Source organism: Streptomyces sp. NPDC054813 (assembly GCF_053611365.1).
Map to the genome: position 1 here is coordinate 142443 of NZ_JBSHAF010000016.1, position 14650 is coordinate 157092.

The window sequence follows — 14650 nt, forward strand, 5'->3', positions numbered from 1 at the left end:
CCTCGGCAACTCCAAGATCCCCGACAGAGTCAAGTTAGGGCTGGCCCACACGTCCCAATCGGCCGGATATGAACTCCCCGGCCGTATAGTCGTTCCCTCGTTCAGCAGTCTGGAGAGCATCGGCGAAATTAACCGCTTTGTCAGCGGCGAGGCGATCACCTTGGCCCATGCGAGCCAGTAGCTTGTGGATGCTGAAGGGCGTGAATTTGTGGTGGAGTGATTCAACGCGTGCGTTGTAGTCCTCGCACAGCATGTACGGGTCCATCTGCTGAAGCCGCTCAGCCATGGCCATGATCACTGACTCTGCCCAGTGTTCCGCCGGGTGTCTCAGGCTCCTACCGCTGCGCATGATGTCCTGAATCTCCACGACCCGCTCCGCCGCGACAAGTTCGTCGGTGTCTACGGGTCCTCCGAGCCAGTCGAGTTGCCGCAGCGCTGCTACCGCCAGGTCTTTGATGCCCGGTGGGCCCTGGCTTGCCAGGCGTTCCAGTTCGCCGACGACGACGTCCAGCAAGACGCGGCGCTGCGATACCAGTTCACCCTGGACCGTCTGGCGCAAGTTGTCATCAGCGGCAAGGGACAACAGCGAGGAGGCGCCGACGAACCACAGGGCAGGCTTGGCGGGCGCGGGAGTCGTCACCGCGCTGGCCGGCGTCAGACGAGCACCTCGGGATCAGCTTCCATCACCGCATCCCACAGAGCATCGTCGTCCTCGCGTTGCAGCAAGGTCGCCACTACGCCCAGGCCCACGTGCTGGTTGCGTGCTGCGTCTACCGCGGCGCTCAAGAGACGCTCGGGCGCGCGGACTGTCTGCCGAACCGTGATCCCCGCACCAGTGGGAGCCACCGAGGCGTGGCGTGTGACGAGATCTCCAACCCTCTGGCTGCGCAGGCGCTTGCTCTGATCGTAGGTGATCAAGCCCATGACGCAGAGCTGGTAGACCAGGGCCGCCAGGGAGACACCGAACTGCTCCATGAGTGCAACCAGGCTGCGCTCGGTGACACGTCCGGCACTTAGCCATTTCAGGGTCTCGCGAATGCCCTCCTCGGGCATCAGCAAGTGGCCCGCAAAGGCGTTGACACGCCTTTCTTGCAGATTGTCCGCGAACATGTCCCGCTCGCCCTCGTTGATGACGTCTCGAGGGTCACCGAGCAGGTGATGGCCCAGTTCGTGGGCGAGGGTGAACCGCACATGACCTTGGGAGAAGTCAGTGCTGGCCACGATCAGGGCCACACCGTCACCATGGATGCACAGCCCATCCGTCTGAGTTCCGAGCGGAGACAACGCTACGTCGACCCCGAAGTGCCGCTCGATCAGTCCGGGCAGGTCACCCAGCTCGTGCGACCCCAGACCAAGTTGGAGTCTCATTTGCTCGGCCAGGTGTTTACCCTGACGCTCGGCCTCGGCCTTGTTGCGCGGACGCTGGGACAGTTCCTTGCGTGCGTAGTCGAAAACCTGCTGCCCTGCTGCGGTCGGCAAGGCGGGAGGCGGCGCCGCGCGCTGAGTCAGAACGTCCTCGACCTCAAGCAACTGCAGGGCGCGGCGCTTGGCGTTGCTGTCCTCGTCTGGGCTGGTGTCGCCTGCCAGCCGGTGAGCCATGGCCAAGGTCGGCCGGGAAGGCTGTCCGAGCAGATGGGCTACCGAGACGCCCAAGACTTCCGCGAACTTCGGCAGCTCCCGGACACCGATCTTGCGCCGACCGTTCTCGATCTTTGAGATTTGGTCCTTACCCAGCCCGACGAGTACACCGAGGGCATCACCCGTCAGTCCACGGCGGGTACGGGCCTGTCCGACTCGGCGACCGACGTCGGCAGGGCTTGCAGTCCGGGTCGAGGACTCTGCAGGAAGCAACGAACCCAGCGCTTCCATGCCTGTCAGTCCGCCTCGCATAGCCGCCTCCCCTCACGCCGTCCATCTCTGCGCTACCAGTGTCGCAACTAATCTCCACTATCGCAACTATTTCTATGCGGAGGTTGCGAATCTGGGCCTGCTGTGACGCACTGGACGCCCGCCAGTGCCGCCACGGCCACTCTCGCACCGAATGAGACCACACGGCATGTCCAGGCCCAAGCCCTGCCGGCAGCATGCTCACAGCGTGATCCAATCGATGTGATGCAGAGTGCAGAGGAGGAGGCCCCCCAGCAAGATCCTCCCGGTCCTCTATTGAGGGTTGCTTGCGGGAGTGTAAATCTAACGGCGGATCCGACGATCATGGGAGAGACGTCAAGTGACTGACACCGCCGTGGAGTTGGAGACCGTGGAGCCTGTCGAGAGTGCCCAGCCTGGGCAGCCTGAGCCCGTGTCCGACGAGCAGCTGGTCGCGATGCTGGTGGAACGGGCCCGGTCGGAGGGACTGCAGCTGACCGGGCAGGGTGGACTGCTGCAGCAGCTGACCAAGCGGGTCCTGGAATCGGCCCTGGAATCGGCCCTGGAAGGCGAGATCACCGATCACCTCGGCTATGAGAAGCACGATGCGGGCGGCCGGGGCAGCGGCAACTCCCGCAACGGGAGCCGGGCCAAGACGGTGCTGACCGACGTCGGGCCGGTCGAGGTCAAGGTCCCGCGTGACACCTCGGGCACGTTCGAGCCGCAGATCGTCAGGAAGCGGCAGCGGCGGCTGACCGGAGTCGACGAGATGGTCCTGTCGCTCTCGGCGAAGGGCCTCACCCATGGGGAGATCTCCGCTCACCTGGCCGAGGTCTACGGGGCGGAGGTGTCCAAGCAGACCATCTCCACCATCACCGACAAGGTCATGGACGGCATGGCGGAATGGCAGAGCCGTCCTCTCGACCGCGTTTATCCCTTTTTGTTCGTCGATGCCATCAACGTCAAGATCAGGGACGGGAAGGTCGCGAACCGTCCCATCTACGTGGTGATGGCGGTGACCGTGGACGGCACCCGCGACATCCTCGGCATCTGGGCCGGCGACGGCGGCGAGGGCGCGAAGTACTGGCTGCACGTGTTCACGGAGCTGAAGAACCGCGGCCTGGACGACGTGCTGATGCTGGTCTGCGACGGACTCAAGGGCCTTCCCGATGCGGTGGAGGCCGTCTGGCCGCGCACGATTGTCCAGACGTGTGTGGTTCACCTGCTGCGGAATTCATTCCGTTACGCCGCCCGCCAGGACTGGGACAAGGTCGCAGGGGCCCTCAGGCCCGTCTACACCGCACCCGGCGAGGACGCGGCGACGGAGCGGTTCCTGGAGTTCCAGGAAGCGTGGGGCCGGAAGTATCCGGCGATCGTGAAGCTGTGGTCGGACGCCTGGGCCGAGTTCGTGCCCTTCCTCTCCTTCGACGTCGAGATCCGCAAGGTCATCTGCAGCACGAACGCGATCGAAAGCGTCAACGCCCGCATCCGCAGGTCCGTCCGCGCCCGCGGCCACTTCCCCAACGAGGCCGCCGCCCTCAAGTGCATCTACATGGCGCTGATGAGCCTGGACCCGACGGGCAAGGGCCGCAAGCGATGGACCATGCGCTGGAAAGCACCCCTCAACGCGTTCCAGATCGCCTTCGAGGGCCGCCTGACCCCGAGCAACAACTGACCACTCAACAACCAAGATCAGCCGTTAAATTGACACACCCGGCCGTGATCCATGGGATCGGTCGCGGTCGCGCCGCTGGCACCTGTGAGGCAGTGGTTGGGGGCCTGCCCGTCGGGTGTTTGGCCTGGTAGGGGTCCGTGGTGGGGCCGGGAGGCCCGGCTGGTCAGCCGGCCAGGGCGGCGAGTCCGGTGGTTCCGGTGTATCGGAAGATCTTGCGGAGGTTGTGGCAGGCGGCGAGCAGGCGCCACTCGCCGCGGGCGCCGTCTTCGCCGCGTAGGAGGAGTTGGCGGCCGTTCTGGCAGGTCACGATCTGGCCGAAGACGGGTTCGACGATGGCTTTGCGACGGCGGTAGGCGGCCTTGCCGGGTTTGGTCCGCAGTTTGCGGGCCATGCGTTCCTTGAGGGTGGCGTTGGTGGGGATGCGTCCGCGTGGTGCGGGCGGGACCTGTTCGTCGTGGGCGAGTCGGCCGGTTGCCATGAACGTTTCGGTGCCGCAGGACAGTTGACGTTCCTTCGCGGCCTCAAGGTTGGTCTCGGAGCAGTAGCCGGCGTCGACCAGTGCCTGCTTGGGGTGGACGCCGGTGTTCGCTGCGGACTGGCCGAGCATCGTGGTGTAGTTCAGCGCGTCCGACGCGTTGCAGGTCACGTCGGCGGCGGTGATGACCTGGGTGTTGCTCGTCCACGACGGCCTGGGCGTTGTAGGCCTGGATGTAGGCGCCGTCGCTGTTCTTCATGTTCCGCGAGTCGGGGTCGGTGAAGTTGGCCTGGGCCTTGGGCTTGGGACGCGCCTTCGCGGCGGCCTTGTACCCGGCGTCGGTGATGGCCTGCTCGTCGCCGGCGCCGGCGCGCTCCTGGCGGCGGCGTTCGATCTCCTTGGCGTGCTCGCGTGCCTTGTCGGCGGCTTCGGCTTCGATCTGCGCGCGGGCTGCCTGCAGCTTGGCCAGGCGCTTCTCGCGGCGGCCGAGCTCGGCGGGCAGGTCCACGTCCTTGGCGTCGATGCCGAACCTCTGGTCCTCGGCGGTGTCGGTGGCCTCGGCGTCGGCCAGCAGGGCGGCGGCCTTGGCCTCCAGGGCGGCGATCTCGGCCTCGACGCGTTCTTCCTTCTCGATCAGGCGGCCGTAGCTCATCGCCTTGTGCTTGGAGGCGTTCGCTTCGAGCTTGGTGCCGTCCAGGGCGACGCGGCCTATCTTGACCATTCCGAGCCTGGTTGCGAGGTGCAGGGACTGGGTGAACAGGTCGGCGAGGGCGTCCACGTGGCGGCGGCGGAACCGCGAGATGGAGCGGAAGTCCGGGGTCTGGTCGGCGGCCAGGAACCGGAACGCGATGTCGTCGGCGCACTTACGCTCGATCGCCCGTGAGGAGCGGACGCCGGTGGTGTAGCCGTAGATCAGCAGACGCAGCATCAGCCGCGGATCGTAGGGCGGGTAGCCGCGCTTGTCGGTGTAGTCCACCAGGACCGGCCCGAGGTCGAGCACCTCGTCGACCAGGTCGGCGACGAACCGGGCCAGGTGGTCCTGGGGCAGCCAGTCGTCCAGCGACGGAGGCAGCAGCAGCACCTGGTGCGGGTCGAACGCCCTGAACCGCTTGTCCACCGCCGCCGGACGCCCCTGCGGCTGCCTCTTCTCGACCGGCTCGACCTCGAACAACCCATCCCCACCACGCATACCGCCATCATCCCCCACGAATGATCACGAACTACGGGTGGGTTGCCGACAAGCGATACCAGCTCAGACGGCCGTCGGCTGGAGTTGATGCGGCATGTTCCAGCCTTCGGCGAGTTTCGACGGGTGCATGTTGTGTCCACCGCCGAAGAACTCGCAGAACTTCATGATGAGCGGGTCCCATCCGAGCGGGTCCACGTAGTGCGTCCCCGGGATGACCAGATCCTCCTCGACGTGGGCGCGAAGGACCTCGACCTCAAAGGCGGTGGCATGAGGGGCTGCGAAGGGGTGAGCCGAGACGACCCTGCACTCCAGCTGGACCGGACATTCCGCGACCCGGGGCGCCCGGACCAGCTCCGATGCCTGCTCGGTCAGCTGCGCGGCCGAGAACTTGTCCGGCTCGTATCGGTAACCCTGCTTCACCTTGTGGTCCGGCACGGTCGATGTCCCGGTGGTGAGCGCGATCCGGTCAACGGCGTCGACCATCGCCGATGACGGCAGGTTGAGCACGCATTCGCGTTCGCGCAGCAGGTTCGCGGTCGTCTGGCCGCTGTTGCCGAGACCGAGCATGCAGGACTGGCCCAGCCACCAGGCGGAGGACATCGGCGCGAGGTTCGCGGTGCCGTCCTCGTTGCGTGAGCTGATCAGCACCACCGGTGTCCCGAAGTACAGCACCTTGAGCCCGGGGACCACGTGCATTCGTTCGCCTTTCGCGGGATGTGAGTCGAAGAGACTCGCCATGCGGTGCACGAGCCGTCCTCAACTCTCCGTGAACCAAGCGAAGGGTGCTGGCGGCAATCGGACATTGCGTTCCGGCAGGTCGGATCGGTAGTCATGGCCGCGCCAACGGAACCGTCGGCCCGGCCACCGTCATCTGACGGGCCCGACCTGCCCCGGGCCGCACCAAGCCGAACCACCGGCTCAACGCCCCACTCACCAGCCGTACCAGGCACTGGCCGGGCCCGCGCGATCGATCACCCCGACCACGGACACCCAGCCAGTTGCCGATTACTGGGACACACTCCTAGCTCGCCAGGCGGCCGGAGTCGGCGGGTCGCTCGTCAGGCGGCCAGAGTGCCCTGGTGGAAGTACATCCGCCAGCCGGTCTCCGTCAGCCGCCACAGGGAGCTGCGCCAGACCCGGCGCCCCTGATTGTCCGCGAAGTACGTCAGGTGGACGATGCCCGGTGCGAGCACGGTCCCGGACATCTCGCTCACCTGGACCGGCGAGTCGGGGGACACCGATCCGCCGCTGGTCACCGTGAGGATCGACACGATGTCCCAGCGGCGGCCGGACGCCCCGATCTCGGTGAACTCCGGGTCGAGAAGCTCCAGGACGAGGTCCGGGGAGGCTCGCACCTCGGGATCGAGAAGCCGCAGCTCTCCGTCGATGGCCGCCTGTACCGCGCGCTCGTCCTGGTCCGTCATGCGGGGAGGCTACGGCCTCGCACCGCCCCGGCACAGCGAATTTCCCCCTCGGGATCAGCCGAGCTTGAGCAGGAGTTCCGCGAGTTCCGCCGGCATGGTGACCATGCAGTCGTGGCCGGTGGGCAGTCGCCACACCTGCTCCGTCGCGGGTACCGGACGGCGGACGATGCCCTCCGGTACGTCGGCCACGCAGTGGATGTGGGTCCGGGGGATGGTCCCTGCGGCCGGGTTGTCCAGCCGCACCGGCTGCTGGAGGCAGCGCACGGACTCGTCGGTCAGCATCGTGCGCAGCCAGGGCAGGGGCGTACCGCAGTCTCCGCGTCGCGACCACCCACCCGGCACATGCCAGGGTGTGGCGCCCCGCCCGCCGTATCGCCCGTGACCAACCCCATACGGTCTGCTTGACTTGCTCCTTGGGCTGAAGCCCGAGGATTCTGGCCTTCTCGACTTGTTGCTGTGCCGCTACGCGGCACGGGGTTAGGTCGGGAATCCGTGGCTTCCTGTTTCTTCGCACTGTGCCGGGATCGCTCCTGGTCTTACCGGCGCTCCGCAGGCCGATACCGCCAGTCCGGCGGCCGTCTTCACATTGAGTGCGGCATTGTGGTCCCGGTCGAGGACGGCGCCGCAGGCGGTACAGGTCCATTCCCGGACGTTGAGGGGTTTGGGTCCGTCCTTGACGCCGCAGGTGGAACAGGTCTGGGAGGTCGGCTCGAACCGGCCAATCTTCACCAGGGTCCGTCCGTACCGTTCCGCCTTGTATTCCAGCATGCTGATGAACGAGGACCATCCGGCGTCGTGCACGGACTTGGCCAGTCTGGTGCGGGCCAGTCCCGCCACCGACAGGTCCTCCACGGCGATCCCTTGGTTCTCGGAGATCAGCCTGGTGGAGAGCTGGTGGTGGAACTCGCGGCGGGCGTCAGCAACTTTGGCGTGGGCGCGGGCGACCTTGAGGCGGGCCTTGGCCCGGTTCTTTGATCCCTTCTGCTTGCGGGACAGCTCCCGCTGGGCGCGTTTGAGCTTCTTCTCCGCCCGGCGCAGGAAGCGCGGGGAGTCGATCTTCGTGCCGTCGGAGAGGACGGCGAAGTGGGTGAGGCCCAGGTCGATGCCGACGCTCTGGTCGGTGTCGGGCATCCGGGCGGCGTCGGTATCCGGGTCGGTGTCGATGACGAACGAGGCGAAGTACCGTCCGGCAGCGTCCTTGATCACGGTGACGGAAGAGGGCTGTGCGGGCAGGGTCCGGGACCACTTCACCTTCACCGCGCCGATCTTGGGAAGGTTCAGCCGCCCGGAAGCGGTGACCGACCAGCGGGCATTGGCCGTGAAGCGGATCGACTGACGGCTGTCCTTGCGGGACTTGAAGCGGGGCGCACCGCTCTTCGCGCCCTTGCGCTCGCCCTTCAGGGACGCGAAGAAGTTCCGGTAGGCGGCCTCGACGTCCCGCAGGGACTGCTGGAGGACGACGGAGGAGACCTCGCTCAGCCAGGACCGGGCTTCGGTCCGTTTCGCCCCGGTGATCAGCCTCCTGGACAGCTCACCGGCAGCCGGGAACCCCTCACCCGCTTCACGGGCGTCCTCACGGGCGCGCACCGCGTCGTTGAACACCACCCGTGCGCACCCGAACGCCTTCGACAGCGCGGTGCGCTGGGCCGTGTCCGGGTACAACCTGAAGGCGTACCGAAGCTGCATGCGAGGATCGTACGAACGAGCCATACCAGCTGTCGCCGGGAACACCCGTTCCCCACCTCACCCCCGGCGACCGCACTGTCCAGCTCCGCCGGAACGACACCGCGACGCTCCGCGACGCAGTCACGAGATCCACTTCCCCCCGGCCTGAAGCGAATGAATCCCGGTAGCCGCCCGGTAGCGCACGGTCAGTTCTTGCCCCTACGCTGTTCGGTATGTCCCCCGACTTCCGAACCCCTGGTTCCGCGCGTTCTGCTGCCGAGGTCAACGAGCACATCCGGGCGCTGTGGCTGCGTGCGGGCGGAACCCTGTCGGCACAGGAACGGGCGGAGTACGAGCTGTTGGTGGTCGAGTGGGCCGAGGCGATCCGCGGGCGGATCATCGCGGCGGCCTGACCGGAGACCGGGTTCAGCGCCCGCCGGAGACCCGCAGCACCGCACCCGTCGTGTAGGAGGCCTCCGGCGACAGCAGCCAGGCGATGGCGGCGGCGATCTCCTCCGGCCGGCCCGGCCGCCCCAACGGCACCGCGGCGCCGATCCGTCGGGCCCGGCCGGGGTCGCCCATCGCCGCGTGCATGTCGGTGTCGACGGCTCCGGGCGCGACCGCGTTGACCCGCACCCCGTCCGGTCCCAGCTCCTTCGCGAGACCCACCGTCAGAGCGTCGACGGCCGCCTTCGTCGCCGCGTAGTGGACGTACTCGCCGGGACTGCCGAGGGTGGCCGCCGCCGAGGACACGTTCACGATCGCCCCGTGCCCCCGTGCGGCCATCAGCCGGGCCGCCCGGCGTGAACACAGCAGCGTGCCCAGCAGATTGACCTCGACGACCCGCCGCAGGTCGGCGCTCTCCGTATCCGCGAGCCGTCCCAACGGCCCGGTCACGGCAGCGTTGTTGACCAGCCCGGTGACAGCGCCCAGTTCCCGTTCCGCCGTGTCGAACAGCCGCTCCACATCGGCTTCCACGGCCGTGTCCACCGCTACGACGGCACAGCGCGCCCCGCCCTTGCGCACGCCCTCCGCGACCGCCTCGGCAGCGCCCGCGTCCCGGACGTATCCGATCACGAGATCATGCCCGTCGGCCGCGAGCCGCAGGCAGGTTGCGGCGCCGATACCGCGGCTCCCACCGGTGACGACCGTGACGGGACGTGCCATACGAGCCTCCTGAGACCGACCGAGCGATGATCTTACGGCGGCTCAGGACACACAGGCGCCTGGCCGACCACCGAGCGCGGCCACTGCGCGGGCAACAGCAGGGCCGCAGGGCCGGCTCCGCCGACCGCACCCTAGGGAATTGATACGGGCCGACGGTCCCCCGTGCGAGGGCGTCCTCGTGTGCTCTGTGGGAATGACCGAGGATTTCGTCGAACTCGTGTTCCTGTCGGGTCCGCTGGTCGTGCACGTGGCCGAGGTCGGGACCGGTTCGGTTCGAACATCGCCGAATATCACCCGCATATCGCCCGCACCCCTTGGCTGTGGTCGCCCCGTGCCCAACACTGAGCCGATGACGCAGCGCGTGGAGCTCGCGACCGTGATGGACCGGCTGGCCGTGGACGGACTGGTCACCGACTACGCGGTGGCCGTCGACGACGGGGACTGGACGGCGTACCGCAGACTGTTCACCGCGGACGGGCGGGCCGACTACCGGTCGGCCGGCGGGATCGAGGGGGATGCCGAGCAGGTGGCCGGATGGCTCTCGGAGAGCCTCACACTGTTCTCGATGCGGCAGCATCTGATCGTCAACCGTCAGGTGCGGTTCGGGGTCCTGGAGCAGGACGCCGGGGACACCGCCCACCTCCAGGCCGACTACATCAACCCCATGCGGTTCGCGGGCGGCGACGGCGCCTCCACCGCCCCGGACTTCGTGTGCGGCGGCCGCTACGCCTTCGCCTTCCTGCGCACCCGGGACGGCTGGCGGCTGCGTCAGGTGGTCGTCGAGGAGAAGTGGCGCAGGATGAGCGACCAACGCGCGGCGGTCGTACCGGACTGACCTCGCGCCCATGCCCCCTGTCGGAGATCCCCGCCGGTCCCGCACACTGGAAGGCCCCGCAGGCAGGAGGCGACGTATGAGGACCGTCGAGCAGTGGCTCACCTCCCCCTGGCGGCGTTCCTGCGTGGCGGCGCTCACGGGTGCGCTGCCCGTACTCGCCTTTCCCGCACCGTCGCTGTGGTGGTTCGCCTATGTCGCCCTGGTCCCCTGGCTGCTCCTGGCGCGCTCGGCACCGACCGGGCGGCGGGCGGCGTACGACGGCTGGAGCGGCGGCTTCGGGTTCATGGTCGCCGTGCACCACTGGCTGCTGCCGAGCCTGCACGTCTTCATCTTCCTGATCGCCGGCCTGCTGAGCGTGCTCTGGGCGCCCTGGGGCATGCTGACGCGCCGACTGCTGGGCGGGACGCCGTCACCGGGGCGGGCCGCGGTCGCGGTGCTGGTGCTGCCGTCGGGCTGGCTGATGGTGGAACTGGTGCGGTCCTGGCAGGGACTGGGCGGCCCGTGGGGCATGCTCGGCGCCACCCAGTGGCAGGTGACGCCCGCGCTGCGGCTGGCCTCCGTTGGCGGGGTGTGGCTGCTGAGCTTCCTGGTGGTGGCCGTCAACGTGGCGCTGGCGGTGCTCGTCTCCGTGCGCGAGGCGCGAGTGCCGGCGGTGGCCTCTCTGGTGGCCACGGCCGCCGCGACCTCCGCCGCCTGGGTCTGGTCACCGCGCCCGGACGTCGACGGTCACGTCCGTATCGCCCTCGTGCAGCCGGGCATCGTCGACGGCACCGACAGCGGCGACCGGCGTTTCGCCCGCGAGGAGCAGCTGACCCGGCAACTGGCCGGGCAGCGCCCCGACCTGATCGTCTGGGGCGAGAGCAGCGTCGGTTACGACCTCGGTGACCGGCCCGATCTCGCCCGGCGGATCGCCGCCCTCTCCCGGGAGACCGGCGCGGACATCCTGGTCAACGTGGACGCCCGGCGCTCCGACCGGCCCGGCATCTACAAGAGTTCCCTCCTGGTGGGCGCGGACGGCCCGACCGGGGACCGGTACGACAAGATGCGGCTGGTCCCCTTCGGCGAGTACATACCGGCCCGTTCGCTGCTCGGCTGGGCCACCTCGGTCGGCAAGGCGGCCGGCGAGGACCGGCGCCGCGGCACCGAGCAGGTGGTGATGAACGTCGGCCACGGGCTGCGGGTCGGGCCCATGGTCTGTTTCGAGACCGCGTTCCCCGACATGAGCCGGCATCTCGCCCAGGACGGCGCCGAGGTGCTGATAGGCCAGACGTCGACCTCGTCGTTCCAGCACAGCTGGGCCCCCGAACAGCACGCCTCGCTGGCCGCCCTGCGGGCCGCCGAGACCGGCCGCACCATGGTCCACGCCACGCTGACCGGCGTCTCCGCGGTGTACGGCCCGGGCGGGGAGCGGCTGGGCCCGTGGCTGGGCACGGACGCCGGCACGGCGCGGGTCTACGAGGTGCCGATCGCCCGCGGTGTCACGCCGTTCGTGCGGTACGGCGACTGGACGGTGGACGGCGCGCTGCTGGTGCTGGCCGGCTTCTGTCTGAGCGAGGGGCTGCGGCTGCGGGCGGTCAGGCTGCGCCGGGGTGTCGCTGAACCTCTCGTACCACCTGCTCGCACAGCTCATGAGTCGCCAGTGCGTCCCGGGCGCTGAGCACCTTGCCGGCGCGGACGGCGTCGAGGAAGGCGAGCACGGCCTGTTCGATGCCGCGCTGCCGGGCGACCGGCACCCAGTCGCCGCGTCGCCGGACCGTCGGCTGCCCCTTGTGGTCGATGACCTCGGCGAGGTTGAGGACCTGGCGCTTGGTGTCCTGTCCGGAGACCTCCAGGATCTCCTCGGCCGAGCCGCTGAGCCGGTTCATCACACCGAGCGCCGTGAAGCCGTCGCCGGCGAGCTGGAGCACCACGTGGTGCAGCAGGCCGTCGGCGACCCGGGCGCGGACGGTCACGTCCTCGACCGGACCGGGGGCCAGGAAGCGCAGGGTGTCGATGACGTGGATGAAGTCGTCGAGGATCATCGCGCGGGGTTCCTCGGGCAGCCCGATGCGGTTCTTCTGCATCAGGATCAGCTCGCGCGGGTGGTCGGCGCACTGGACGTAACCGGGGGCGTGGCGCCGGTTGAAGCCGACGAACAGCGACACGTTCCGCGCCTCGGCGAGCGTCACAAGCCGCTCGGAGTCGGCGAAGCGGTAGGCGAGGGGCTTGTCGACGTACGTCGGTACGCCCGCCTCCAGGAGCCGGGTGACGATCTCGGGGTGGGCGACCGTGGCCGCGTGCACGAAGGCGGCGTCGAGATCCTGGGCGAGGAGGTCGTCGAGGGTCGCGTGCCGGCGGTCGGCGGGCAGCCGGAGGCTGTCGGCGATCTCGGTGAGGGTGGCCGGGGTGCGGGTCTGGAGATGGAGTTCGAGGCCCGGCTGGGCGCCCAGCACCGGCAGATACGCCTTCCGCGCGATGTCGCCGAGTCCGATGCAGCCGACCTTCACTGACGCTCCCCTAGCGGTTGCCTACGTGCCTGTCCGGAAGCATACGGGCCGATAATCCGTGGTGGGATCGGGCAGGGTGGGCGAGGATGCCGGGCATGACGACCGAACGCCGTTCACCCGCTTTCGACGCCGACGAACGCACCATGCTGGAGGGCTGGTTGGAGTTCCACCGGCAGACCCTCGCCACAAAGTGCGCGGGCCTGACCGACGCCCAGCTCGCCATCGCCTCCGTGGAGCCGTCCCCGCTGTCGCTCATGGGGCTGGTGCGGCACATGGCCGACGTGGAGCGGTCCTGGTACCGCAGGGTTCTCGCCGGCGAGGAGGCGCCCCCGCTGTACTGGAGCGATGAAGACCCGGACGGCGAGTTCCATCTCGGCGAGGGGGACACCTGGCAGGACGCGTACGCGAGCTGGCAGGCCGAGATCGGGGCCGCCCGGCGCAACGCGGCCGACTTCGGCCTGGACGACCTCTCCAAGGGCCGCAGCCGGCACACCGGGGAGCAGATCAGCCTGCGCTGGATCCACACCCACATGATCGAGGAGTACGCCCGGCACAACGGCCACGCCGACCTGATCCGGGAGCGCATCGACGGCGCGACCGGCAACTGACGTCAGCCTCGCATCCGCCGGCCCCCCGTACGGGGCACGAGATCACCCGTGCGGGGCACCAAACTCCCGTCGGCGGTGTCAACCTCCGCGCGGACCCAGCAGAGTTGCGCGGGTGCATCGAACGACCACCATCGCAGCGCTTCTGGTCACCGTGACCGTCTCGGCCCTCTCCGGCTGCGTGACGGTACAGCGTCCGGCGGCGCCCGGCGCGCCACCCGGTACGGCGCCCTCGCAGCCGTCGGTGCCCCGCCCGGACGGCACCGCCGAGCCCCGGGTGGTGCAGGCGCCGGTCAAGGAGGCCCTGGAGATGGTCGGCCCGTCCCGCCCGGCCCACCGGGCCGCACCGAGCGCCGCCCACACGCCGGCGCCCCCGCCACCGGCCCACCGCCGTTCGCCCGCCCCGCGCGCTGCCGCCCCGCATCCCCGCCCACATCGGACCCGCAGCCCACAGCCCGAGATCCCCGGCCTCTCCGGGTCCGTACCGAAGCCCTCCGGGGTGTGTGCCCTCGGCAGACAGTACGGCGGCTGGCCCTCGGACAGCCCCGAGGCACAGATCTGCGAGCAGACGTACGGGCGTTGACGTACCGCACGAGAACACGCGCGGCGGAGAGCCGCCCTCGGCGGGAAACGCGTGCGGCACGGGAGCCGTCACGCCGGACACCACGGGACCCGGCGGTGACGGGACCAGCGGTGGCGGTGGCCGGTCGGAGCTGGTCTAGTTCGGCCGTTGCCGCGGTGGGCCCCAGGAGTCGCCGTCCGGTGTGTCGTCCTCGCCCAGCCGCAACTCCAGGCGGCTGATCGCGGCCCGCACCCCGTCGCCGTACCCGTCGTCGCCGAGGGCGGCGGCGGCCGCGCCGCGGGCCCGGCGCAGATGGGTGCGGGCGGCCTCGGTGCGGCCGAGCTTGACGTAGTCGGCGGCGAGGTTCAGATGCAGCGAGGGGTAGAAGCCGCGCAGCCCCTCCGCTCCCTCGGCCTCGTCCGCCGCCGACAACGCCCTCAGATCCCAGGCGAGTTCGTCGGACGGGTCGTCCTGGGTGTCGGCCAGATAGTGGGCCAGGGTGCAGCGGTGCAACGGCTCGCCGTGTTCGCCGAGCTCGGCCCACAGGTCGAGCAGGCGACCGCGGGCCTCCTCACGGTCCCCGGCGTGGTGCAGCATGACGACCTGCCCGATCCGTGTGAGCACGGCATCTGGTGCCGTGCGCTCCTGTCGCTCCGCCACCGCGTCCTCCGAGCTCTCCAACTGTCTCCGACGACGCTAAC

General features: G+C 69.1%; 14 protein-coding genes and 2 pseudogenes. 6 read left to right on the forward strand and 10 right to left on the reverse strand.

The window, feature by feature from the left end; all coding sequences use genetic code 11:
- Positions 1-34: 34 nt before the first annotated feature.
- Complete coding sequence (locus tag ACWGJB_RS29840) at positions 35-640, reverse strand: hypothetical protein (protein WP_453383158.1); 606 nt, start codon at positions 638-640, stop codon at positions 35-37.
- Positions 641-654: 14 nt separating this feature from the next.
- A complete protein-coding gene (locus ACWGJB_RS29845) occupies positions 655-1869 on the reverse strand; it encodes a helix-turn-helix domain-containing protein (RefSeq protein ID WP_453383159.1) in 1215 nt (404 codons plus the stop codon).
- Positions 1870-2323: 454 nt separating this feature from the next.
- Between ACWGJB_RS29845 and ACWGJB_RS29850 the strand changes: the two genes are divergently transcribed.
- Positions 2324-3541 carry an IS256 family transposase gene (locus ACWGJB_RS29850; RefSeq protein WP_453383235.1) on the forward strand — a complete coding sequence of 406 codons (1218 nt, stop codon included), beginning with the start codon at positions 2324-2326 and terminating at the stop codon, positions 3539-3541.
- 163 nt (positions 3542-3704) lie between these two features.
- On the opposite strand, the pseudogene ACWGJB_RS29855 reads toward ACWGJB_RS29850, so the two are convergent.
- The 5 genes and pseudogenes from ACWGJB_RS29855 to ACWGJB_RS29875 form a co-directional block, all read right to left on the reverse strand.
- Positions 3705-5133 (reverse strand): annotated as a pseudogene (locus tag ACWGJB_RS29855) (IS1182 family transposase).
- 135 nt (positions 5134-5268) lie between these two features.
- Entirely contained in the window at positions 5269-5901 is a 633-nt protein-coding gene (locus tag ACWGJB_RS29860) for a flavin reductase family protein (protein ID WP_453383160.1), read from the reverse strand.
- 362 nt (positions 5902-6263) lie between these two features.
- Positions 6264-6629 carry a nuclear transport factor 2 family protein gene (locus ACWGJB_RS29865; protein ID WP_453383161.1) on the reverse strand — a complete coding sequence of 122 codons (366 nt, stop codon included), beginning with the start codon at positions 6627-6629 and terminating at the stop codon, positions 6264-6266.
- Between the two features lie 54 nt (positions 6630-6683).
- Positions 6684-6923: pseudogene (locus tag ACWGJB_RS29870) on the reverse strand (alpha/beta hydrolase); the annotation flags it as partial.
- 183 nt (positions 6924-7106) lie between these two features.
- Positions 7107-8315 (reverse strand): RNA-guided endonuclease InsQ/TnpB family protein, encoded by a 1209-nt coding sequence (locus ACWGJB_RS29875; protein WP_453383162.1) that lies wholly within the window; start codon positions 8313-8315, stop codon positions 7107-7109.
- 212 nt (positions 8316-8527) lie between these two features.
- On the opposite strand from ACWGJB_RS29875, the gene ACWGJB_RS29880 reads away from it, so the two are divergent.
- Positions 8528-8707, forward strand: coding sequence for a hypothetical protein (locus ACWGJB_RS29880; protein ID WP_453383163.1), 180 nt, complete (start codon positions 8528-8530; stop codon positions 8705-8707).
- A gap of 13 nt (positions 8708-8720) precedes the next feature.
- Here the strand turns inward: ACWGJB_RS29880 and ACWGJB_RS29885 are convergent, their stop codons facing one another.
- Complete coding sequence (locus tag ACWGJB_RS29885; protein WP_453383164.1) at positions 8721-9461, reverse strand: SDR family oxidoreductase; 741 nt, start codon at positions 9459-9461, stop codon at positions 8721-8723.
- 349 nt (positions 9462-9810) lie between these two features.
- Between ACWGJB_RS29885 and ACWGJB_RS29890 the strand changes: the two genes are divergently transcribed.
- Both ACWGJB_RS29890 and lnt read left to right on the forward strand, forming a co-directional pair.
- On the forward strand, positions 9811-10296 hold the full coding sequence (locus ACWGJB_RS29890; RefSeq protein WP_453383165.1) for a nuclear transport factor 2 family protein: 486 nt from the start codon (positions 9811-9813) through the stop codon (positions 10294-10296).
- 76 nt (positions 10297-10372) lie between these two features.
- On the forward strand, positions 10373-11953 hold the full coding sequence (lnt, locus tag ACWGJB_RS29895) for an apolipoprotein N-acyltransferase (RefSeq protein ID WP_453383166.1): 1581 nt from the start codon (positions 10373-10375) through the stop codon (positions 11951-11953).
- Here lnt and ACWGJB_RS29900 read toward each other — a convergent pair.
- Entirely contained in the window at positions 11871-12782 is a 912-nt protein-coding gene (locus ACWGJB_RS29900) for a Gfo/Idh/MocA family protein (RefSeq protein ID WP_453383167.1), read from the reverse strand. The two genes, lnt and ACWGJB_RS29900, sit on opposite strands and share 83 nt — an antisense overlap.
- Before the next feature lie 95 nt (positions 12783-12877).
- Between ACWGJB_RS29900 and ACWGJB_RS29905 the strand changes: the two genes are divergently transcribed.
- Both ACWGJB_RS29905 and ACWGJB_RS29910 read left to right on the forward strand, forming a co-directional pair.
- On the forward strand, positions 12878-13390 hold the full coding sequence (locus ACWGJB_RS29905) for a DinB family protein (protein ID WP_453383168.1): 513 nt from the start codon (positions 12878-12880) through the stop codon (positions 13388-13390).
- A 112-nt stretch (positions 13391-13502) separates the two neighbouring features.
- Positions 13503-13970, forward strand: a complete 468-nt coding sequence (locus ACWGJB_RS29910) for a hypothetical protein (protein ID WP_453383169.1) — start codon at positions 13503-13505, stop codon at positions 13968-13970.
- A 135-nt stretch (positions 13971-14105) separates the two neighbouring features.
- On the opposite strand, the gene ACWGJB_RS29915 is transcribed toward ACWGJB_RS29910, so the two are convergent.
- Positions 14106-14609: a hypothetical protein gene (locus ACWGJB_RS29915; protein WP_453383170.1), complete on the reverse strand. Its 504-nt coding sequence runs from the start codon at positions 14607-14609 to the stop codon at positions 14106-14108.
- Positions 14610-14650: the final 41 nt, after the last annotated feature.

Bases quoted from the DNA above. Each gene is read 5' to 3' on its own strand.
- ACWGJB_RS29845 (WP_453383159.1), bottom strand. From the start codon at position 1,869: ATGGAAGCGCTGGGTTCGTTGCTTCCTGCAGAGTCCTCGACCCGGACT.
- ACWGJB_RS29860 (WP_453383160.1), bottom strand. From the start codon at position 5,901: ATGCACGTGGTCCCCGGGCTCAAGGTGCTGTACTTCGGGACACCGGTG.
- ACWGJB_RS29875 (WP_453383162.1), bottom strand. From the start codon at position 8,315: ATGCAGCTTCGGTACGCCTTCAGGTTGTACCCGGACACGGCCCAGCGC.
- ACWGJB_RS29865 (WP_453383161.1), bottom strand. From the start codon at position 6,629: ATGACGGACCAGGACGAGCGCGCGGTACAGGCGGCCATCGACGGAGAG.
- ACWGJB_RS29880 (WP_453383163.1), top strand. From the start codon at position 8,528: ATGTCCCCCGACTTCCGAACCCCTGGTTCCGCGCGTTCTGCTGCCGAG.
- ACWGJB_RS29905 (WP_453383168.1), top strand. From the start codon at position 12,878: ATGACGACCGAACGCCGTTCACCCGCTTTCGACGCCGACGAACGCACC.
- lnt (WP_453383166.1), top strand. From the start codon at position 10,373: ATGAGGACCGTCGAGCAGTGGCTCACCTCCCCCTGGCGGCGTTCCTGC.
- ACWGJB_RS29885 (WP_453383164.1), bottom strand. From the start codon at position 9,461: ATGGCACGTCCCGTCACGGTCGTCACCGGTGGGAGCCGCGGTATCGGC.
- ACWGJB_RS29850 (WP_453383235.1), top strand. From the start codon at position 2,324: ATGCTGGTGGAACGGGCCCGGTCGGAGGGACTGCAGCTGACCGGGCAG.
- ACWGJB_RS29890 (WP_453383165.1), top strand. From the start codon at position 9,811: ATGACGCAGCGCGTGGAGCTCGCGACCGTGATGGACCGGCTGGCCGTG.